Below are 19,802 nucleotides of genomic sequence, written 5' to 3'. Positions count from 1 at the left end.
ACGACGACGACGGGAGAGCCGATGCGTTCCGCATCCACGCACTCCGCGACCGGCCCCAGCACCACCGCCTGGTCGCCCATGGACGGTCGCCCCGCCCAGCAGGGCATGTACGACCCGCGCAACGAGAAGGACGCCTGTGGCGTCGGATTCGTGGCGAACCTCACCGGCGAGGCCACCCACACCCTCGTTGAGCAGGCTCTGACCGTATTGCGGAACCTCGAGCACCGCGGCGCGACCGGCTCCGAGCCGGACTCGGGCGACGGCGCCGGAATCCTGAGCCAGGTGCCGGACGCGTTCCTGCGCGAGGTGGCCGGCTTCGAGCTCCCCGAGGCCGGCGCGTACGCCGTCGGCATCGCCTTCCTCCCCGCCGACGGCACCGCACAGGCCGTCGCCGTGGAGCAGATCGAGGCCATCGCCGCCCAGGAGAACCTCACGGTCCTCGGCTGGCGCGAGGTCCCGGTCACCCCGGACCTGCTCGGCAACGGCGCCCGCGCCACCATGCCCGCCTTCTCGCAGCTGTTCGTCAGCAACGGCAGCACGGGCATCGAGCTGGACCGCAAGGCCTTCGTGCTGCGCAAGCGCGCCGAGCGCGAGGCCGGGGTCTACTTCCCGTCGCTCTCCGCGCGCACCATCGTCTACAAGGGCATGCTGACCACCGGCCAGCTGGAGCCCTTCTTCCCCGACCTCTCCGACCGTCGCTTCGCCTCGACGCTCGCCCTGGTCCACTCGCGCTTCTCCACGAACACCTTCCCGTCCTGGCCGCTCGCCCACCCGTACCGCTTCGTCGCGCACAACGGCGAGATCAACACGGTCAAGGGCAACCGGAACTGGATGAAGGCCCGCGAGTCCCAGCTGGCCTCCGAGGCCTTCGGCGACGGCGTGCTGGACCGGATCTTCCCGATCTGCACCCCGGACGCCTCCGACTCGGCCTCCTTCGACGAGGTCCTGGAACTGCTCCACCTCGGCGGCCGGTCCCTCCCGCACAGCGTGCTGATGATGATCCCGGAGGCGTGGGAGAACCACACCTCCATGGACCCGGCCCGCCGCGCGTTCTACAAGTACCACTCCACGCAGATGGAGCCCTGGGACGGCCCGGCCTGCGTCACCTTCACCGACGGCACCCAGGTCGGCGCGGTCCTCGACCGCAACGGTCTGCGCCCCGGCCGCTACTGGGTCACCGACGACGGCCTCGTCGTCCTCGGCTCCGAGGTCGGCGTGCTCGACATCGACCCGGCCAAGGTCGTCCGCAAGGGCCGCCTGCAGCCCGGCAAGATGTTCCTCGTCGACACCGCCCAGAAGCGGATCATCGAGGACGACGAGATCAAGAACGAGCTGGCCGCCGCCGCCCCGTACGCGGAGTGGCTGGAGACCGGCGAGATCGAGCTGTCGGACCTGCCCGAGCGCGAGCACATCGTGCACACCCACGCCTCGGTCACCCGCCGCCAGCAGACCTTCGGCTACACCGAGGAAGAGCTGCGCGTCATCCTCGCGCCGATGGCCCGTACCGCCGGCGAGCCCCTCGGCTCCATGGGTACGGACTCCCCGATCGCGGCCCTGTCCGAGCGCCCCCGGCTGCTCTTCGACTACTTCACCCAGCTCTTCGCGCAGGTCACCAACCCGCCGCTGGACGCCATCCGCGAGGAGCTCGTCACCTCGCTGCTGTCCTCGCTCGGCCCGCAGGGCAACCTGCTGGAGTCGACCGCCGCGTCCTGCCGCAGCGTCACCCTGCCCTTCCCGGTGATCGACAACGACGAGCTGGCCAAGCTCATCCACATCAACGCCGACGGCGACATGCCGGGCATGAAGGCCGCCACGCTCTCCGGCCTCTACCGGGTCTCCGGCGGCGGCGAGGCGCTGGCCGCGCGGATCGAGGAGATCCGCGGCGAGGTCGACGCGGCCATCGCGAACGGCGCGCACCTCATCGTCCTCTCGGACCGCCACTCGGACGCCGAGCACGCGCCGATCCCGTCGCTGCTGCTCACCTCCGCCGTGCACCACCACCTCATCGCCACCAAGCAGCGCACCCAGGTGGGCCTGCTGGTCGAGGCCGGTGACGTCCGCGAGGTCCACCACGTCGCGCTGCTGATCGGCTACGGCGCCGCCGCGGTCAACCCGTACCTGGCGATGGAGTCCGTCGAGGACCTCCTGCGCGCCGGTACCTTCCTGACCGGCCTGGAGCCGGAGCAGGCCATCAAGAACCTGATCTACGCGCTCGGCAAGGGCGTCCTGAAGGTCATGTCCAAGATGGGCATCTCCACCGTCGCCTCCTACCGCGGCGCCCAGGTCTTCGAGGCCGTCGGCCTCAACGAGGACTTCGTCGGCACCTACTTCGCGGGCACCGCCACGAAGATCGGCGGCGCCGGCCTGGACGTCATCGCCAAGGAGGTGGCCGCCCGCCACGCCAAGGCGTACCCCGTCTCCGGCATCGCGGCCACGCACCGCGCGCTGGAGATCGGCGGCGAGTACCAGTGGCGCCGCGAGGGCGAGCCGCACCTGTTCGACCCGGAGACGGTCTTCCGCCTCCAGCACGCCACCCGCAACCGCCGGTACGACATCTTCCGGCAGTACACGGACCGCGTGAACGAGCAGTCCGAGCGCCTGATGACGCTCCGCGGCCTGTTCGGCTTCAAGAGCGACCGCCCGTCGATCTCCATCGACGAGGTCGAGCCGATCTCCGACATCGTCAAGCGCTTCTCCACCGGCGCCATGTCGTACGGCTCCATCTCCAAGGAGGCGCACGAGACCCTCGCCATCGCCATGAACCAGCTGGGCGCCAAGTCCAACACCGGTGAGGGCGGTGAGGACCCGGACCGCCTGTACGACCCGGCGCGGCGTTCGTCGATCAAGCAGGTCGCCTCCGGCCGCTTCGGGGTCACCTCCGAGTACCTGGTCAACGCGGACGACATCCAGATCAAGATGGCGCAGGGCGCCAAGCCCGGCGAGGGCGGCCAGCTGCCCGGCCACAAGGTCTACCCGTGGGTCGCCAAGACCCGGCACTCCACCCCGGGCGTCGGTCTGATCTCCCCGCCGCCGCACCACGACATCTACTCCATCGAGGACCTGGCTCAGCTGATCCACGACCTCAAGAACGCCAACCCGGTCGCCCGCATCCACGTGAAGCTGGTCTCCGAGGTCGGCGTGGGCACGGTCGCCGCGGGTGTCTCCAAGGCCCACGCGGACGTCGTCCTCATCTCCGGCCACGACGGCGGTACGGGCGCCTCCCCGCTCACCTCGCTCAAGCACGCGGGCGGCCCCTGGGAGCTCGGGCTCGCCGAGACCCAGCAGACCCTGCTGCTCAACGGGCTGCGCGACCGCATCGTCGTCCAGACGGACGGCCAGCTCAAGACCGGCCGCGACGTGGTCATCGCCGCGCTCCTCGGCGCCGAGGAGTTCGGTTTCGCGACCGCGCCGCTCGTCGTCTCCGGCTGCGTCATGATGCGCGTCTGCCACCTGGACACCTGCCCGGTGGGCATCGCCACGCAGAACCCGGTCCTGCGCGAGCGCTTCTCCGGCAAGCCCGAGTTCGTCGTCAACTTCTTCGAGTTCATCGCGGAGGAGGTGCGCGAGCTCCTCGCCGAGCTGGGCTTCCGTACGATCGAGGAGGCCGTCGGCCACGCCGAGCTGCTCGACACGACGAAGGCCGTCACGCACTGGAAGGCGCAGGGTCTCGACCTGGAGCCGCTCTTCTACGTACCGGAGCTGCCCGACGGCGCGGTCCGCCACGCCCTGATCGAGCAGGACCACGGTCTGGAGAAGGCCCTCGACAACGAGCTCGTCGAGCTCGCCGCCGACGCGCTGAACGCCGAGTCCGCCGAGAGCGCCCAGCCGGTCCGCGCCCAGGTCGCGATCCGCAACATCAACCGGACCGTCGGCACCATGCTCGGCCACCACGTCACCAAGAAGTTCGGTGGCGCGGGCCTGCCCGACAACACGATCGACCTGACCTTCACCGGTTCGGCCGGCCAGTCGTTCGGCGCCTTCGTGCCGAAGGGCATCACCCTGCGCCTGGAGGGCGACGCCAACGACTACGTCGGCAAGGGCCTCTCCGGCGGCCGGATCGTGGTCCGCCCGGACCGCGGCGCCGACCACCTCGCCGAGTACTCCACCATCGCCGGCAACACCATCGGGTACGGAGCCACCGGCGGCGAGATGTTCCTGCGCGGCCGCACCGGCGAGCGCTTCTGCGTCCGCAACTCCGGCGCCCTGGTCGTCTCGGAGGGCGTGGGCGACCACGGCTGCGAGTACATGACCGGCGGCACCGCGGTCGTCCTCGGCGAGACGGGCCGCAACTTCGCGGCCGGCATGTCGGGCGGCGTCGCGTACGTCATCGACCTGGACCCGGACAACGTCAACGTCGGCAACGCGGGCGCCGTGGAGGCCCCGTCCGACACCGACAAGCAGTGGCTGCACGATGTGGTGCGCCGCCACGAGGAGGAGACCGGCTCGACCGTGGCCGCGAAGCTCCTGGCCGACTGGTCCGTCTCGGCGGACCGCTTCAGCAAGATCATCCCCACCACGTACAAGGCAGTGCTCGCCGCCAAGGACGCCGCTGAGCTCGCCGGACTCTCGGAATCCGAGACCACGGAGAAGATGATGGAGGCGGCGACCCATGGCTGACCCGAAGGGCTTCCTCACCACCCAGCGCGAGACCGCCTGCACCCGTCCTGTGGCCGACCGGCTGAAGGACTGGAACGAGGTCTACGTTCCGGGCTCACTGCTCCCGATCATCAGCAAGCAGGCCGGCCGCTGCATGGACTGCGGCATCCCGTTCTGCCACAACGGGTGCCCGCTCGGGAACCTGATCCCCGAGTGGAACGACTTCGCGTACCGCGACGACTGGTCGGCGGCGTCCGAGCGCCTGCACGCCACGAACAACTTCCCGGAGTTCACGGGCCGCCTGTGCCCCGCTCCGTGTGAGTCGGCGTGCGTGCTCGGCATCAACCAGCCGGCCGTCACGATCAAGAACGTCGAAGTCTCGATCATCGACAAGGCCTGGGACAACGGCGACGTCACCCCGCAGCCGCCGGAGCGCCTGTCCGGCAAGACGGCCGCCGTCATCGGCTCCGGCCCGGCGGGTCTCGCCGCGGCCCAGCAGCTGACCCGGGCCGGGCACACCGTGGTGGTGTACGAGCGCGCCGACCGCGTCGGCGGCCTGCTGCGCTACGGCATCCCCGAGTTCAAGATGGAGAAGGTGCACATCAACCGCCGCATCGAGCAGATGCGCGCGGAGGGCACCAAGTTCCGTACCGGCATCGAGGTCGGCCGCGACATCACCGCCACGGACCTGCGCAAGCGGTTCGACGCGGTGGTCATCGCGGCGGGCGCCACGGTCTCCCGCGACCTCCCGGTCCCGGGCCGCGAGCTGAACGGCATCCACTTCGCGATGGAGTACCTGCCGCTCGCGAACAAGGTGCAGGAGGGCGACTTCATGGCGCCCCCCATCACCGCCGAGGGCAAGCACGTGGTCGTCATCGGCGGCGGCGACACCGGCGCGGACTGCGTGGGCACCGCCCACCGCCAGGGCGCGGCCTCGGTCACGCAGCTGGAGATCATGCCGAAGCCGTCCGAGGACCGCCCCACCGGCCAGCCCTGGCCGACGTTCCCCATGCTGTACAAGGTCACCTCGGCGCACGAGGAGGGCGGCGAGCGGGTCTACTCCGTCTCCACCACCCACTTCGAGGGCGACGAGGACGGCAACGTCCAGGCCCTGCACCTGATCGAGGTCGAGTTCAAGGACGGCAAGCTCGAGCAGAAGCCGGGCACCGAGCGGGTCCTCCCGGCCCAACTGGTCACCCTGGCGATGGGCTTCACGGGCACCGACCAGGCCAACGGTCTGGTGGACCAGTTCGGCCTGGAGCTGGACGCCCGCGGCAACATCGAGCGCGACGCCTCCTACGCGACCAACGTCGACGGCGTCTTCGTCGCCGGCGACGCGGGCCGCGGCCAGTCGCTCATCGTGTGGGCCATCGCGGAGGGCCGCTCGGCCGCCCGCGGCGTGGACCGCTTCCTGACCGGCACCAGTGCCCTCCCGTACCCGGTCAAGCCGACGGACCGCTCGCTGACCGTGTAATACCCGCGGCACCCCCGCCCTTCGGGGCGGGACCCCTCATACGGTCCGCACAACGGAGTGCGGCACTCCGACACAGCGCCCGCCACGTCCCCGACCAGGGGTGGCGGGCGCTGTGGCGTTTTTGGGGGGTGGGGCTGCCTATGATCGGGGCATGCCATCCGCTCGCCGCGCTGTCGACCGCCGTTCGGGGGATGTGCCGGCCCGGGTGGATCGGGTGATCACCGGGTTGGTGTGGTGGTGGAGGGCCGCTCCCCTCGTTCTGTTCACCCCGCTGATCGCCGCCGCGTGGGGAGTCCCGGAAGTGCGGGACGAGTACGGCAGGGTGTTCGGGCTGGCCGCTCTGGGCAGTGCGGTGGCCGCGCCCGCCGTGGGAGTCGTGGTGGCCCTCGTCGGGGGTCGTCGGCAGACTCTGCGGCGCTTCGCCGTCATGGGAGCGGTGTCCGGCGCGATCGTCCTCCTGCTCTGGGTCCTCCTGGTGTTGCTCGCCGAGTGCCCCGACGGCCGTCACTGCTAGCTGACCTCGGCCGCACCCGGTTCGTTGGTTCCCGTCCCTGCTGTTTCCCGTGCCTCAATTCGCGCTGCCGAGCGCTTCGCCACGTCGAACCTCCACATAGCGGTCGACTACCAGCCCGCCGACCGCTATTGGGCCTTCCAGTGGATCGAGACGGGGATCTTCCTCGCGCTCTCCGGACTGCTGGCCGGCTTCTGCTCCTGGTGGCTGCGCCGCCGGACCGCCGGACCGCCGGACCGCCTGACCGGTACGAGGAGAAGGGGGCGGCCGAAGCCAACGCAACTGGCTTCGGCCGCCCCCTCGACTCTACGGCCGCCGGGCCCGCGCCATGGCGCGATAGGTGCTCGGGGTCAGGCCTGTGTGGCGCGTCACGTGGGCACGGAGGGAGTCCGCCGTGCCCAGGCCGCTGCGGGCGGCCACCTGGTCCATCGGGAGGGTGGTGGTCTCCAGGATCTCGCGGGCCCGGTGCAGGCGCTGGTGCAGCAGCCACTGGAGGGGGCTGAGGCCCGTTTCGGCGCGGAAGCGGCGGGTCAGGGTGCGGGTGCTCGTGCCCGCGTGCCGCGCCAGCCCGGCCAAGGTCGTCGGTTCGTGCAGGCGGGCCAGCGCCCAGGCGCGGGTCGCGGCGAGGGAGGTGCCGCGCTCGGGCGGGAGCGGGGTCTCGATGTACTGGGTCTGGCCGCCCGGCCGTACGGGGGCCGCCACGACGAGGCGGGCCGTGGTGTTCGCGACGGCCGCCCCGTGGTCGCGGCGCACCAGGTGCAGGCACAGGTCGATCCCGGCCGACATGCCCGCCGAGGTCAGCACCCTGCCGTCGTCGACGAACAGCACGTCGGGCACGAGGTCGACGTCCGGGAAGAGCCGCCCGAATTCCGCGGACGCCGTCCAGAAGGTCGTGGCGCGGCGCCCCGCCAGGAGACCCGCCTGCGCGAGGACGAACGTACCCGTGCAGATGGAGGCGATGCGAGCGCCCCGCGCGGCCGCGGCCCGCAGGGAGTCCAGCACCCGGGGGTCGGTGCTGTCCCGGTCGGCCGTCCCCGTGACCATCACCGTGTCGGCCCGCTCGACCGCCTCCAGGCCGTGCGGCACCACCACGTCCGTGCCGTACCGCGCCTCCACCACACCGGGGACGAGGGTGCAGACCGTCACCTCGTAGGCGGGCTGCTCGCCGAGGCTCGTCGCGCCGAACACCACCCCCGGGATCGACAGGTCGAAGCTGGTGACCGGCGGACACGCGATGACCGCGACCTGGTGCGGGCGAGTGATCGTCATGGCTCGAATCTCCGGATGGCTGGCATTCCGGCCACTACTGTACGGCCCCGCCCCGGGCGAGGGTTGACCCGTCGACAACGACAACTCGCCATCCCGGCAAAGGAGTACAGCCATGACCCTGCACGTCATCACGGGCGCCGGTGCGATCGGCACCGCCACCGCACGTCTGCTCGCCGCATCCGGTGAGCGGGTCCGCGTCATCACCCGCAGCGGCGGCGGGCCCGACCATCCGCTCGTCGAGCGGGTCGCCGCCGACATCACCGACACCGACCGGCTCGCCGAGCTGCTGCACGACGCGCGGACCCTCTACAACGCGGCTGCTCCCGCCTACCAGGACTGGCGGACCGCGTTCCCGCCCCTCGCGGCCTCCCTGCTCGCCGCCGCCGAGCGGACCGGCACCGACTGCGTGATGCTGGGCAACGTGTACGGGTACGGGCCCGTCGAAGGGCCCCTCACGCCGGACCTGCCCATGAAGCCCAACTCCGACAAGGGGCGGGTACGCGCCGCCATGTGGGAGGAGGCGCTCGCCGCGCACCGGGCCGGACGGGTCCGGTCCGCCGAGGTGCGCGCCGGCGACTTCCTCGGGGCGAACGTCCTGGGGCTCTTCCCCCTCGTGGCCGTGCCCGCCGTACTGGCCGGTGAGGAGGCCGTGCTGCCCGTCGGCCTCGACGCGCCACACGCCTGGTCCTACGTGGACGACGTCGCGCGGACCCTGATCGCCGTCGGCGGGCGGGACGACGGCTGGGGCCGCGCCTGGCACGTGCCCTCCGCCTCCGAACTGTCCCCGAGGGAACTGATGGTGCGGCTGGCCGAAGCCGCCGGCGCGCCGAGCCCGAGGCTCCGGACCGCGACCCGGGAGGAGCTCGCCGCGGCGGCCGCGGCGGACCCCGTGATGGCCGAGATCCCGGAGATGGCCTACCAGTACGACGACGAGCTGCGCCTCGACGCCTCCGACACCGAGCGCCTGCTCGGCGTACGCGCCACCGAACTGGACCAGGTGCTCCAGGAGTTGGTGTCGGCCGGACAGGCGACGTCCGGCCGGCGCATCGGATGACGGGGGTACCGGACGACGGGGCCGAGGTCGATTCGCTCGTGCGGGTGACGCCCGCGCGGGCGACCCGGCACGACCCCGAGGGCCGGCCCGATCCGGCCTGGGCCGGACGGACCATCCGGGGGATCCGCCGAGCAGTCGGGGGGCGCGCCGTCTGGTAACCATGCGGATCATGGCCCCCACCCGAACCCTGCTGAGCGGGCTGCTCGGCGCTGCCCTGCTGCTGTCCGTCCAGTCCTCCGTAGCCGCCGACCGGCAGACCGTCGACTACCACGGGCTGCGCCTCACCGTCCCCGCCGACTGGCGGGTCGTCGACCTCGACCGCGATCCCGGCGCCTGCGTCCGGCTCGACCTGCCCACCCTGTACCTCGGCCACGCCGGTACCCAGGGCGAATGCGCCGGCCGGGCCGTCGTCAGCCGCGCCGACACCCTGCACCTCGAACCCCTCGACGGGGCTGCCGAACGCGCCGACGTCCCCACCGTCACCGTCGAGACCGCGACCGCGCTGCCCGAAGCCCCCCACCGCTCCGCCAGCAACGAGCTGCGCTACGCCCTGCTCCGGCCGGGGGTCATGGCCACCGTCTCGTACGGGGCCGCGCCCGACGCCGTACGCAGGGTCCTCACGCGGGCCCGTGCCCTGAGCGCGCCCACCCCCGCCCCGCGTCCCGCGACGCCCGCCGTGGCCCCCGGCGGCGGCGAGCGCCACGGGGTCCAGGAGGCCTTCAAGGGCGAGGGCTTCGACGCCTGCACCGCCCCGACGCAGAAGGCCATGGACACCTGGCGGGCCGATTCCCCCTTCCGTGCGATCGGCATCTACATCGGCGGCCGCGCCCGGGCCTGCGCCCAGCCGCGGCTGACGGCCCGCTGGGTCGAGCGGCAGGCCGCCGCGGGCTGGCACCTGATGCCGATCTGGGTCGGACCGCAGCCCTGGAACAGCTCCAGCACCGGCCTGTCCACCGACCCCTCCGAGGCCGACGGGCAGGGCAGGGAGGCCGCCGAGGGCGCGGTGGACGCCGCCCGGTCCCTCGGAATGCCCGAGGGCACCGTGCTCTACAACGACCTGGAGAACTACACGGACCGCGCCACCTGGGACGCCCCGGTCGTCGCCTACCTGACCGCCTGGACGGAGCGGCTGCACGAGCTGGGCTTCCGCTCCGCCGCCTACGTCTCGGTGAGCTCCGGGGTCAAGGCGCTGAGCGCCCACTACCACCAGGCCCCGCAGGCCATGCCGGACGTGCTGTGGGCCGCCCGCTGGAACCTCTCGGCCTCCGTCGGCGACGCCGACATGGGCCTGCCGGCGGGCACGGCCCACTGGGCCGGCCCGCGCCGGGCCCACCAGTTCCGCGGCGACCACAACGCCACCTACGGCGGGGTCACCATCAACATCGACCGCAACTGGGTGGACGTGGACCCGGCCGCCCTCGGCCCGATCGGCGGCCTGCCCCCGCTCAGCTAGCCGAACCGCTCAGCCGGCCGAGCCGCCCGGCGCCGGCTCGCCGGTCTCCGGCCCGCCCGGCTCCGGGTCCTCGCGCGGCGGCTCGTCGTCGTTGCCCCGGCGTACGGTGTGCACGCCGCGCGCCAGGGTCCACGACCGCAGCACCAGGTCATCGCCCTCCACGCCGATGTGGACGACCTCCGCCAAGTCGGCGTAGAAGAGGTGGAACGGGTGCGGGGTCTCGGTCTCCTCCGCGTACCGGTGCAGCTCGGGCGGGTCCACGAGCTCCACGGCCCGCCCGGAGATCCGTACGTCCCCGTCGGGCATCTCCTCGCCCGCGCCCGGATTGGTGTGCAGGGCGAAGCGCGGGTCGTGCTGGAGGTCCCTGGCCTTCATCGAGCCCGCCATCATGCCGAGCCACAGCTCACCGCCGCGGATGTCGACGTTCAGCCCGGACACCCGGGGGGAGCCGTCCTTGCGGAGGGTGGCGAGGACATGGTGCGGGTACTGCGCGAAGCGCGCCCGGACGGCCGCCGCGAACTCCGGCTCCGCCTTCTCGAAGACTGCCCAGCTGGTGTGCGTCATACGTCCATGAAAGCGCGTGGCCGGGGCGGTCCGGGGTCAGGCGCGCACGATGCCCGCGCCGCGCGCCGCCGCCAGCCAGGCCGGGAACTCCCCGACCAGGCGGTCGTACAGGTCCGCGTCCGGGACGGCGCGAGGATCCGGGCCCGCGTGGAAGTAGCCGGCGTTGTCCACCACGCGCCGGGACGGGACGGGCAGTTCGTCCAGCCGGCGCAAGAAGTCGAACTGGCCGCTGCGCGTGTTGCCGAAGCCGACGAACTGCCAGAACAGCGGCAGCCGGGCCGCCTTGCACAGGTACCTCTCCGCCGCGAGCTTGCTGAGCGGACCGCCGTCCGTCTGGAAGACGACCAAGGCCGGATCCGTCGCCCCCGAGTCCAGGTAGTGGTCGATCACCGCTTCCATCGCCGCGTCGTAGGCGGTCTTGCCCATGTGGCCGAGACGGGAGGCGATCTCGGTGACCTTCCCCTCGTGCCCGGCCAGGGAGATCTCCTCCACCGCGTCGACCTCCGTGGAGAAGAAGACCACCGGTACGCGGCCGTCGTCGTCCAGGTGCGCGGAGAGCCCCAGCACCCGGTCGGCGAGGGCCTGCACGCTGCCGTCCGCGTAGTACGGGCGCATCGACCCGGAGTAGTCCAGCACCAGGTAGACCGCGGCGCGCCCACCCTCCAGGCCGTACTTGCGCAGGGAGACCCCGGCGCTCTTGTAGAGGCTCACGAGGGCGGGAGCCGTCTCCTCGACCTTGCGGAGGTTGATCGCACTGCCCGTCATGGGGCGAGGGTATGTCAGGGCGCCCCGCCGAAACCCAGGTCCGCCGAAACCCAGATCCGCCGCAAGCCGGGCCCGGTGCGCGGCCGGTGAGCCGAAGAGGAGGACGGAGCCGTGGGCGCGCTTGAAGAACGCGTGCGCCGGGTGCTCCCAGGTGATGCCGATGCCGCCGTGCAGTGGTGCGGTCCAGGGTGGACCGTACGGTGAAGGCCGCGGGCGGGGCGGTGAGTTCGAACGGGCCGAGCCGGCCCGTGCCCTGGCCGGGCGCGGGGCCGGGCGCGGGGTCGGTGCCGATGACGGCGAAGACCAGGACGAGTGCCGGCTCGGCCGGGCCCGCCAGCACGTACCGCTTGCCACCGGTGAGCAGCCAGCCCTCGCCGTCCGGCACCGCCCGCGTGGCCGTATGGGCGGCCTCCCGCCCCCCGTGCCCGGCGCCCGGGCGCACCCCGCACGGTCGGGGCCCGCGCCCGGCGCCGCACCGGGTCCGCCCCCGGGGCCCGCATCGGGGCCCGCGTCGCGCGCTGCCTGCCTCGGGGCCCGGAGGCCGCATGGGGTGCCGCCTCGGGGGCCCCGCCGGGGTGCGGGCCCGGAGCCCGCGACGGAGCCGGGCCCGGTTCTCCCGGCCGTGCTGCCCGCAGGGCCCTCGGCCCAGGCCGACGCGCCCACCACCGCCGCTGCTGTACTTCCGGCGCTCCTACGGCAGCTTGCCGGGCTTGCCGGGCTTGCCGGGCTTGCCGGGCTCGCCGAGCCCGTCGATGTCCTCGAGCATCTTCGCCGCGAGGTCGCGCTCGGAGGCGTAGTACCGCTCCGCCCACTTGAGAGTGAGCGTCGGGTACGCCCACGCCGCCTCGTCCTTGGCGCCCTCCACGTCGGCCACCGCGCGCCGGCGCATCTGCTCCGCGAACTCCTGCTGCCGTACGAGGACTTCGCGCATCTGCTCCGGCTCCAGCAGGTGGCCCAGCCACAGCCGCAGCATCGGCCCGTGCTTGAGGACGGGCGGGTCGACCGGGGCCTCGCGGGCCCATTCCCGTACGGCCGTCATGCCCTCGCCGGTGATCCGGTACACCCGCTTGTCGCGGGTCCCGGTGTCCTGGGCGACCATCCGCGAGGAGGCGTAGCCGGCCTTCTCCAGGCGCTTGAGCTCGCTGTAGATCTGGCTGAACGACGGGCTCCAGTAGAAGAACCGCAGCGACCAGTCCGACCACTTCTTCAGGTCGTAGCCGGAGAGCTCCTCTCCGAAGGAGAGCAGCCCGAGCACCGCCCAGCTGGTCGCGGGGAGCGCGCGCCTGTTCGTCTCGTCTGCCACGCAGCGCAGTCTACGACCGGTCCTGCGGCGCCCTTCCCCCTACGAGACATGACTGCTAGAAGTATTCCTATTAGAAATGCAGCGTGCCCCCGAACCTACGGAGGCCCCGTGAAGTTCTCGATGATCTTCGAGGCGCAGCTCGTCGACCCGACCCCGGAGCGCGAACGCCAGGTCATCCACGACTGCGTCGAACAGGCCGTCTTCGCCGAGGAGATGGGATTCGACCGCGTCTGGGCGGTCGAGCACCACTCCCTCACCCAGTACGCGCACATGAGCGCCTCCGAGATCTTCCTGACCTGGGTGGCCGCCCGCACCCGGCGGATCCGCATCGGCCACGGCGTCGTCACCCTGCCCTTCGGCTACCAGCACCCGGTGCGCGTCGCCGAGCGCGCCGCCATGCTCGACGTGCTCTCCGCGGCCGCGTCGACATCGGCGCCGGCCGCGGGGCCACCCGCCAGGAGATGTCCATGTACGGGGTCCGGCCCGAGGACACCTCCCCGCAGATGGAGGAGGCGCTGCGGATCTTCTCCGCCGCCTGGCGGGAGCCGGAGTTCGAATGGCACGGCTCCCTCGACATCGGACCGGGCGCGATCCTGCCCCGCCCGGTCCAGGACCCGCACCCGCCGCTCTTCACGGCCTGCTCCCGGCACGACACGCTCAAGCTGGCCGCCGAACTCGGCATCGGCGCCCTGCTGATGGGCTTTGCCGGAGCCGACGACGTACGCGCCATGCGCAAGGTCTACGACGAGGCCATCGCCACGCGCACCGGCGAGCGCCTGGTGTCGTCCGAGGTCAACGACCACCTGTCCGCCCTCTGTCCGACCATCGTCCTCGACGACGCCGAGCGGGCCCTGCGGCTCGGCACCCGCGGCCGGCGCTTCTTCGCCGAGTCCATCGCGCACTGGTACGGCAACGGCCCCGCGCCCACCGGGTACGCGGAGGAGGACGACGACGCCGGCGCGCTGGCCAAGGGCCGCGAGGAGCTCGTCGCCCGGCTGCACGAGGCGAACATCCCGGCCCGCCCGGTGGACACGGGCACGTACAACGCGGACCACGCGTACGGCAGCGCCGAGACCGCCATCGCCTACGTCGAGCAGCTGCGCGAGATCGGAGTCGACGAGGTGATGTGCCTGATCCAGATGGGCACGGTCCCCCAGGAGGCGTGCATGGAGACCGTCCGCCAGCGGGGCGAGAAGGTCATCCCGCACTTCCGCGCGCTGGAGGGCTGAGCCGTGGGTGTCTCCCTCGGAGGGAAGGTCGTCGTGGTCACCGGCGCCGGGCGCGGCCAGGGCGCCGCCGGGGCCCGGCTGTTCGCGGAGGCCGGGGCGCGGGTGGTCGTCACGGACGTACGGGAGGACGAGGGGCGGGCGGTGGCCGCGGAACTCGGAGACCAGGGTCTGTACGTCCGCCACGACGTGGCCGACGCGGCGAGCTGGGCGACGGTGGTGAGGGAGGCGGTACGCGCCTTCGGTACCGTATCGGCCCTGGTCAACAACGCGGCCCTGTGGCGCACGGCCCACGTGGAGCGGCAGCGGCTCGACGACTTCGAGGCCCTGCTGCGGGTCAACCTGCTGGGGCCGTTCCTCGGCATCCAGGCCGTGGCCCCGGTGCTGCGGGCGGGCGGGGGCGGCTCCGTCGTCAACGTCTCCTCCACCGCCGGACTGGTCGGGATACCGGGCCACGCGGCCTACGGGTCGACCAAGTTCGGACTGCGCGGGCTGACCCGGTCGGCGGCGCTCGACCTGGCCGGGGACCGGATCCGGGTCAACTCGGTGCACCCGGGGGCCATCGACACCCCGATGGTGGCCGGGGCGGTCGCGGGCCGGGACTGGTCGCACCTGCCGCTGGGGCGGATGGGCCGCCCGGAGGAGGTCGGGGAGCTCGTCCTCTTCCTCTGCTCGGACGCGTCCTCGTACGTGACGGGCGCGGAGTTCACCGTGGACGGCGGGATGACGACGGCATGAGCGACTCCCCCGCGCACCACGACGGTACGGGTCACGACGGCGCGGGCGATCCGCTGTCGCCGGCGGCCCGGCTGCTGTGCGACGCGATGACGGCGGGCTTCCCGGGGCCGGGCGACACGGCGGCCCTGCGGGCGGCGGCGGCGTCCAACCGCCAGGGCCCGGCCGTGGCCTCGGTGTCCGACACGGTCGCGGGCGGCGTACCGGTCCGGATCTACGATCCCGCGCCGGGCGCACGCGAGCGCCCCCTGGTCGTCTTCCTCCACGGCGGCGGCTGGGTGATGTGCGGCCTGGACACCCACGACGCGACCTGCCGCTCGCTCGCGGTGGCCTCGGGCGCGGTGGTCGTCTCCGCGGACTACCGGCTCGCTCCGGAGCACCCGTGGCCGGCGGCCGTGGACGACGCGCTCACCGTCCTGCTGTGGGCCCGCGAGGAGGCGACCGCGCTCGGCTGCGATCCGGGCGGGGTGGTGGTGGCGGGGGACTCCAGCGGCGGCAACCTCGCCGCGGTGACCGCCCTGCGCGCGCCCGAACTCCTCGCGGGACAGCTGCTGTTCTATCCGCCCCTGGACGCCTCGATGGGCCGCGCCTCGGTGGAGACGTACGCGGAGGGCTACTTCCACACCGCCGCCCACATGGCCTGGTACTGGGACGAGTACGGCGCAGACCCGGGGCATCCGCACGTCTCGCCGCTGTGCGCCCCCGACCTCTCGGGGCTCCCGCCCGCGCTGATCGTCCTCGCGGACTGCGACGTGCTGCGCGACGAGGGCCTCGCCTACGCCCGCCGGCTCGCGGCGGCCGGTGTCGACTGCACGATCCAGCTCCATCCCGGCGTCTTCCACGGGTTCCTGGGGCTGCCGCTGCCGGCCGCGCGGGACGCCCTCGCGGGGGCGGTGGCCTGGCTGGCGGCCACCACGCGGCAAGGGGAACAGGGGGCGGGGCGGCCGGATTCGAACCGGCGTCCTCCTCCATGCTGTGTAGGCGCACTACCTCTGTGCTACGACCCCGCCTTGCCCCGGATCCTACGGTCGGGCGGGGGCGCAGTGCACCGGAGTTTCCCGGGGCATGATGTGTCCATGGCTGAACTGATACGGCGGCTGGTCGGGGCGGTCCTGCGCAACGGCCTCCTCCTGGCAGCGGAGTTCGGTGCGGTCTGGCTGTTGCGGGGTCCCGAGTGGGCCTGGGTCCCGGTCCTGCTGGCCGTCTTCGTCCTCGGCGCGGCCGTCCCCCACGGCACCGGCGCGGAGTTCGTCGCCCGCACCGCGGTCGCCCTCTTCGCCGTGGGGACCGTGGTGCTCGCCGGGATCACCTGGGACCGGCACACCCTCCACGAGCGCGGCCGGGAGGAGACGGCGGTCGTCGCCTCGCGCACGATGGTGGAGGACGGCTCCGGCTACGCCCCGTCCCTGCGGCTGCGTACGGAGGCGGGCCGCGACCTGCCCGGACCGGTGGCCCTGGACCTGCGGGTCGGGGCCCGCCTGACCGTGACGACGGACCCGGACGGCCCGTCCTGGTCCCTCGGCGGGCGCCCCGGCCGCCCCCTCTGGCAGGCGGCCGGCACCGCGGCGCTGCTCCTGCTCCAGAGCGTCACCCTCGGCGTGCTGTGCCTGCGCCGCCCCCGCACCTGAACCGGCCCGACCGGCAAGCCGGTCCCGGGCCCTGTGTTCACATCTCGGCGGACCAGAAGTCGGAGCGGACGTTGGGGGTGGGGATGTCGCCTTCGTACGTGGGGCCGTTCGCCACCTTCGTGGGCGCTGCCACTTTCGACTCCTTCACGCAGGGACTGGTGACTTAGAAGAAGGCCTGCCCCTCGTGGCCGAACATGACCATGATGCCGAAGCCGTCCGGGGACGTGGCGATGATCTCAGGCATGTCCTTGTCAGGATTCACCGTCTTGATCCGAAGTACACGTCGTCGTTGCCGATGTCGAAGAGGTCACGTCCGACCGCAACCCCCACCACCGGGCCTCCCAGCACCCAGCCGAGCGCCGCCTCGTCCTTCGAGGGGAGGTGGGTGACCGGGTCGTTGTCGGCGGCGCCGACGAACACGTGGTCCTGGCCCACGCCGAGCTCCGTCGCCTTCTGCGCGTCCACGCCGGGGCTGCCGAGCAGGATCACATCGTCGACGCCCGGGATCCCGCCGGACTGCTTGGCGGCCGTGCCCACGGTGAGTGAGCCGTAGGAATGCCCGATCGCCGTCATGTGCGGGTCCGGGTTCTCGTTTGTCGCCGAGAGGCCCGCCAAGAACTGGTTGTACGCCGGGGCGCCCCGCTGCGCGTCGCCCCTCGTCATCACGTCCACGTTCTGCGGGGCGTCGTAGCCCAGCCAGACGATCGAGGCACTGGACGGGTCCACGCGCTGGGCACCCTTGCCCGTGTCCTGGGCCCGCTTCATCGTGTCCTTGACGAACTCGTCGTTGAGCCTGGTACTCAGACCGGGGACGTACGCCGAGACGTTCCTGGAGGTGTCGGGGTTGCCGTACGAGACGATCGCGCGTCCGTTGCCCGGGCGGGCGACTCGGCTCGTTCAGTTTGTCCTGGATCCCGCGGAGGGCGCTGAGCTTCGTCTCCGCGTCGTCGCCGCCCCGGCGCGTCAGGTCGTCGATGAGGACCGGCAGATGGTTGCGGTTCGCCTCGTCACGGGAGACCGCCGGAATGCCGTCCAGGCCGCCGATCAGGTCCGGTGCGATCTCCAGATACTCCTGGCGCTGCTCGTCGCTCAGACCGTCCCACCATTTCTTGCGCTCGGCGGGGCTCTTGTCCTCCGGGACGCCTTCGCCGAGGTACATGCCGACGGTGGAGCGGACGGCGGAGGCGTCCCGGAAGACGTCCTTCAGCGTGGCTTCGGTGACGTCGAGAGACGTGGCCGGGGCCGAGCGCCGACCGGCTCATCTCCGTGCCGGTGCGCAGGTCGCCGGCGGCGCCGGAGGCACTGGTCCAAGGGCCGTTGCTGTGAGTGAGGCCGGTCGGGGGCCGCCGAGGCGAGCCTCATCGCGGGCCCGCCTTCGGTCGGTCCGAACAGCTCCTGCCAGCACATCCGAATGCACGGCCCCCGTCTACATTCGCGTTCCGCTTCTGCGCCCCGAGAGACTAACGCAGACCACGTACGTGCGATTGGGAACTGCCGCCGCACCCGAAAGGGACGACCTAGTCCTTGATGGTGTAGGAGCAGCCCTTCGTGTTCTTGACGCCGTCGCTCTCCGCGACCTGCTTGCCGTCGACCTTGATGGTGCACGGGGCCTGCTGGAGCTTGCCGTCGGCGCCCGTGATCGTGCCCGGTACGACGTTCACCAGGTAGCCCACCTTCCGCTCCGCGGCGGTGAGTTCGGCGGTGCCCGACTTCGACCACGGCAGGGTCTGCTGCTCGAAACCGCTTCCGATGCCGCTGTACATGACCGCCGTCTTGCCGGTGCCCCCGACCTCCAACGTCACCTCGTGCGTCGCGCCGCCGGACTTGGCCGGCGGCGCGGACGACGCGGGGGCCGGGGAGGCGGCAGCGGGCTTGCCGCTGTCGACGGCCGGCTTCGGGTCGTCGCTGCCGCAGCCCGTGAGGAGGGCCGCCGCCGCGCACAGCGTCATCGCGGACATCGCGGTCTTCGTCCTTCGCATGTTTCCGTACCTCGATCTTGTTGCTCGTTTGCGTGATCGAAAACAATGGACGCATGACGACACGCGCCCGTTCCTTCGATTCCGCAGCAGCTCTGTACGCCGCGAACCGGCCGGGCTACCCGCCGGCCCTGTTCGACGCCCTGGAGGAGCTCGCCGGGCGGCCGCTCGCCGGGGCCCGCGTGGCCGACGTGGGGGCGGGGACCGGGATCGCCACCGCGCTGCTGCACGAGCGCGGGGCCGAGGTCGTCGCCGTGGAGCCCGGGGACGGGATGGCCGCCGAGTTCCGGCGGGCGAACCCCTCGATCCCGCTCGTGCGCGGGGACGGCGACAGGCTGCCGCTGGCGAGCGGCGCGTTCGACCTCCTCACCTACGCCCAGGCCTGGCACTGGACCGACCCGGCCCGCTCCGTCCCCGAGGCCCGCCGGGCGCTGCGGCCGGGCGGGTCGCTCGCCGTCTGGTGGAACGACACGGACTCCGGCGTGCCGTGGATCGCCGCGCAGGAGGAGCGGCTGCGCGTCTTCTTCCGGACCGCCGAGGGGGTGAACGGCTTCCGCACCCTGCCGCAGGGACTGGGCGAGTTCACCACCCGCACCCTGCGCTGGTCCCGCCGCATCACGCTCGACGCCCACCTCGCCAACCTCGCCAGCCACTCCGCGTTCCTGGTCCTCGGCGAAGCCGGCACCCGGGAGTACTTCGCGGCGGAACGGGAGCTGCTGACCCCGCTCTGCCCGGACGGCACCGTCGAGGAACAGTACGTCGTGACCCTCAGCCTCGCCCGGCCGTGACGCGCCCACGGCGCCGCTGCCGGGACTCCGCCCCGGACCCCGCGCCTCAAACGCCGGCGGGGCTGAAGTAGTCCGGCGAGGCTGGAAGGAGTAGCGGAGGCCGTGGTGCGGCAAGGCCGAACGGTGCGGCCCAAAGACCGGGGCTCCGCCCCGCACCCCGCGCCTCAAACGCCGGCGGGGCTGAATTTGTGCGGCGAAGCCGGAAGGAGTAGCGGAGGCCGTGGTGCGGCAAGGCCGAACGGTGCGGCCCAAAGACCGGGGCTCCGCCCCGGACCCCGCTCCTCAAACGCCGGAGGGGCTGTAGTAGTGCGGCGGAGGCTGAATAGGGTGCGGCGAGGCTGGATGGTGCGGCAAGGTCGCAGGGGCTGGGGTAGCAGCCGGGCCGGTTGGGTCGGGGTCGGGTGTGTGTCGGGGTGTCCCCGCAGGGCGCCGAACACAACAAGGCCGATCTCTCCGACCC

14 protein-coding genes, 1 tRNA gene and 3 pseudogenes are annotated in these 19,802 nt (G+C 72.5%); 10 read left to right on the top strand and 8 right to left on the bottom strand.

Features of this window, described 5'->3' with window-relative positions:
• Positions 1-78 precede the first annotated feature (78 nt).
• The 3 genes from gltB to ACZ4VT_RS10855 all read left to right on the top strand — a co-directional run bounded on the left by gltB (position 79) and on the right by ACZ4VT_RS10855 (position 6,584).
• Positions 79-4,617 carry a glutamate synthase large subunit gene (gene gltB, locus ACZ4VT_RS10865; protein ID WP_467948657.1) on the top strand — a complete coding sequence of 1,513 codons (4,539 nt, stop codon included), beginning with the start codon at positions 79-81 and terminating at the stop codon, positions 4,615-4,617.
• The gene (locus ACZ4VT_RS10860) at positions 4,610-6,070 is read left to right on the top strand and encodes a glutamate synthase subunit beta (protein WP_467948441.1); all 1,461 of its coding nucleotides are present in this window, start codon (positions 4,610-4,612) and stop codon (positions 6,068-6,070) included. The genes gltB and ACZ4VT_RS10860 overlap by 8 nt, the downstream gene beginning before the upstream one ends.
• A 151-nt stretch (positions 6,071-6,221) precedes the next feature.
• The gene (locus ACZ4VT_RS10855) at positions 6,222-6,584 is read left to right on the top strand and encodes a hypothetical protein (RefSeq protein WP_467948439.1); all 363 of its coding nucleotides are present in this window, start codon (positions 6,222-6,224) and stop codon (positions 6,582-6,584) included.
• Between the two features lie 303 nt (positions 6,585-6,887).
• Here ACZ4VT_RS10855 and ACZ4VT_RS10850 read toward each other — a convergent pair whose 3' ends face one another.
• The gene (locus ACZ4VT_RS10850; RefSeq protein ID WP_467948437.1) at positions 6,888-7,850 is read right to left on the bottom strand and encodes a GlxA family transcriptional regulator; all 963 of its coding nucleotides are present in this window, start codon (positions 7,848-7,850) and stop codon (positions 6,888-6,890) included.
• Positions 7,851-7,962: 112 nt separating this feature from the next.
• On the opposite strand from ACZ4VT_RS10850, the gene ACZ4VT_RS10845 reads away from it, so the two are divergent.
• Together ACZ4VT_RS10845 and ACZ4VT_RS10840 are read left to right on the top strand one after the other, a co-directional pair.
• Positions 7,963-8,904 (top strand): NAD-dependent epimerase/dehydratase family protein, encoded by a 942-nt coding sequence (locus tag ACZ4VT_RS10845; protein WP_467948435.1) that lies wholly within the window; start codon positions 7,963-7,965, stop codon positions 8,902-8,904.
• A 169-nt stretch (positions 8,905-9,073) separates the two neighbouring features.
• Positions 9,074-10,357, top strand: coding sequence for a DUF1906 domain-containing protein (locus tag ACZ4VT_RS10840; protein ID WP_467948433.1), 1,284 nt, complete (start codon positions 9,074-9,076; stop codon positions 10,355-10,357).
• Positions 10,358-10,366: 9 nt separating this feature from the next.
• On the opposite strand, the gene ACZ4VT_RS10835 is transcribed toward ACZ4VT_RS10840, so the two are convergent.
• The 3 genes from ACZ4VT_RS10835 to ACZ4VT_RS10825 all read right to left on the bottom strand — a co-directional run bounded on the left by ACZ4VT_RS10835 (position 10,367) and on the right by ACZ4VT_RS10825 (position 12,989).
• On the bottom strand, positions 10,367-10,921 hold the full coding sequence (locus tag ACZ4VT_RS10835; protein ID WP_467948432.1) for a pyridoxamine 5'-phosphate oxidase family protein: 555 nt from the start codon (positions 10,919-10,921) through the stop codon (positions 10,367-10,369).
• 36 nt (positions 10,922-10,957) lie between these two features.
• Positions 10,958-11,686 (bottom strand): VWA domain-containing protein, encoded by a 729-nt coding sequence (locus ACZ4VT_RS10830; protein WP_467948430.1) that lies wholly within the window; start codon positions 11,684-11,686, stop codon positions 10,958-10,960.
• A gap of 691 nt (positions 11,687-12,377) precedes the next feature.
• Entirely contained in the window at positions 12,378-12,989 is a 612-nt protein-coding gene (locus ACZ4VT_RS10825) for a PadR family transcriptional regulator (protein WP_467948428.1), read from the bottom strand.
• A 108-nt stretch (positions 12,990-13,097) separates the two neighbouring features.
• On the opposite strand from ACZ4VT_RS10825, the pseudogene ACZ4VT_RS10820 reads away from it, so the two are divergent.
• Both ACZ4VT_RS10820 and ACZ4VT_RS10815 read left to right on the top strand, forming a co-directional pair.
• Positions 13,098-14,218 (top strand): annotated as a pseudogene (locus tag ACZ4VT_RS10820) (LLM class flavin-dependent oxidoreductase).
• Between the two features lie 3 nt (positions 14,219-14,221).
• The gene (locus ACZ4VT_RS10815) at positions 14,222-14,953 is read left to right on the top strand and encodes a glucose 1-dehydrogenase (RefSeq protein ID WP_467948426.1); all 732 of its coding nucleotides are present in this window, start codon (positions 14,222-14,224) and stop codon (positions 14,951-14,953) included.
• 31 nt (positions 14,954-14,984) lie between these two features.
• Here ACZ4VT_RS10815 and ACZ4VT_RS10810 read toward each other — a convergent pair whose 3' ends face one another.
• On the bottom strand, positions 14,985-15,137 hold the full coding sequence (locus ACZ4VT_RS10810; protein WP_467948424.1) for a hypothetical protein: 153 nt from the start codon (positions 15,135-15,137) through the stop codon (positions 14,985-14,987).
• Here ACZ4VT_RS10810 and ACZ4VT_RS10805 point away from each other — a divergent pair.
• Positions 15,118-15,789, top strand: a pseudogene (locus ACZ4VT_RS10805) (alpha/beta hydrolase); the annotation flags it as partial. The gene ACZ4VT_RS10810 and the pseudogene ACZ4VT_RS10805 sit on opposite strands and share 20 nt — an antisense overlap.
• A 95-nt stretch (positions 15,790-15,884) precedes the next feature.
• Here the strand turns inward: ACZ4VT_RS10805 and ACZ4VT_RS10800 are convergent.
• Positions 15,885-15,959 (bottom strand) — tRNA-Ala (locus tag ACZ4VT_RS10800).
• Positions 15,960-16,026: 67 nt separating this feature from the next.
• On the opposite strand from ACZ4VT_RS10800, the gene ACZ4VT_RS10795 reads away from it, so the two are divergent.
• Entirely contained in the window at positions 16,027-16,578 is a 552-nt protein-coding gene (locus ACZ4VT_RS10795) for a hypothetical protein (RefSeq protein WP_467948423.1), read from the top strand.
• A 270-nt stretch (positions 16,579-16,848) separates the two neighbouring features.
• Here the strand turns inward: ACZ4VT_RS10795 and ACZ4VT_RS10790 are convergent.
• Positions 16,849-17,806 (bottom strand): annotated as a pseudogene (locus tag ACZ4VT_RS10790) (alpha/beta hydrolase); the annotation flags it as partial.
• 289 nt (positions 17,807-18,095) lie between these two features.
• Positions 18,096-18,557, bottom strand: a complete 462-nt coding sequence (locus tag ACZ4VT_RS10785) for a hypothetical protein (protein WP_467948421.1) — start codon at positions 18,555-18,557, stop codon at positions 18,096-18,098.
• Between the two features lie 53 nt (positions 18,558-18,610).
• On the opposite strand from ACZ4VT_RS10785, the gene ACZ4VT_RS10780 reads away from it, so the two are divergent.
• Positions 18,611-19,342: a class I SAM-dependent methyltransferase gene (locus ACZ4VT_RS10780; RefSeq protein ID WP_467948419.1), complete on the top strand. Its 732-nt coding sequence runs from the start codon at positions 18,611-18,613 to the stop codon at positions 19,340-19,342.
• Positions 19,343-19,802 lie beyond the last annotated feature (460 nt).

The organism is Streptomyces sp. NPDC029164, from assembly GCF_055563995.1.
The sequence above is the reverse complement of the archived record's forward strand: the minus strand, read 5'-3'. Positions and strand labels throughout refer to the sequence as shown.

Excerpts from the sequence above, each read along its gene's own strand:
- ACZ4VT_RS10795 (WP_467948423.1), top strand. The coding sequence starts at position 16,027 with ATGGCTGAACTGATACGGCGGCTGGTCGGGGCGGTCCTGCGCAACGGC.
- gltB (WP_467948657.1), top strand. The coding sequence starts at position 79 with ATGGACGGTCGCCCCGCCCAGCAGGGCATGTACGACCCGCGCAACGAG.
- ACZ4VT_RS10845 (WP_467948435.1), top strand. The coding sequence starts at position 7,963 with ATGACCCTGCACGTCATCACGGGCGCCGGTGCGATCGGCACCGCCACC.
- ACZ4VT_RS10835 (WP_467948432.1), bottom strand. The coding sequence starts at position 10,921 with ATGACGCACACCAGCTGGGCAGTCTTCGAGAAGGCGGAGCCGGAGTTC.
- ACZ4VT_RS10840 (WP_467948433.1), top strand. The coding sequence starts at position 9,074 with ATGGCCCCCACCCGAACCCTGCTGAGCGGGCTGCTCGGCGCTGCCCTG.
- ACZ4VT_RS10860 (WP_467948441.1), top strand. The coding sequence starts at position 4,610 with ATGGCTGACCCGAAGGGCTTCCTCACCACCCAGCGCGAGACCGCCTGC.
- ACZ4VT_RS10830 (WP_467948430.1), bottom strand. The coding sequence starts at position 11,686 with ATGACGGGCAGTGCGATCAACCTCCGCAAGGTCGAGGAGACGGCTCCC.
- ACZ4VT_RS10780 (WP_467948419.1), top strand. The coding sequence starts at position 18,611 with ATGACGACACGCGCCCGTTCCTTCGATTCCGCAGCAGCTCTGTACGCC.
- ACZ4VT_RS10855 (WP_467948439.1), top strand. The coding sequence starts at position 6,222 with ATGCCATCCGCTCGCCGCGCTGTCGACCGCCGTTCGGGGGATGTGCCG.
- ACZ4VT_RS10785 (WP_467948421.1), bottom strand. The coding sequence starts at position 18,557 with ATGCGAAGGACGAAGACCGCGATGTCCGCGATGACGCTGTGCGCGGCG.
- ACZ4VT_RS10850 (WP_467948437.1), bottom strand. The coding sequence starts at position 7,850 with ATGACGATCACTCGCCCGCACCAGGTCGCGGTCATCGCGTGTCCGCCG.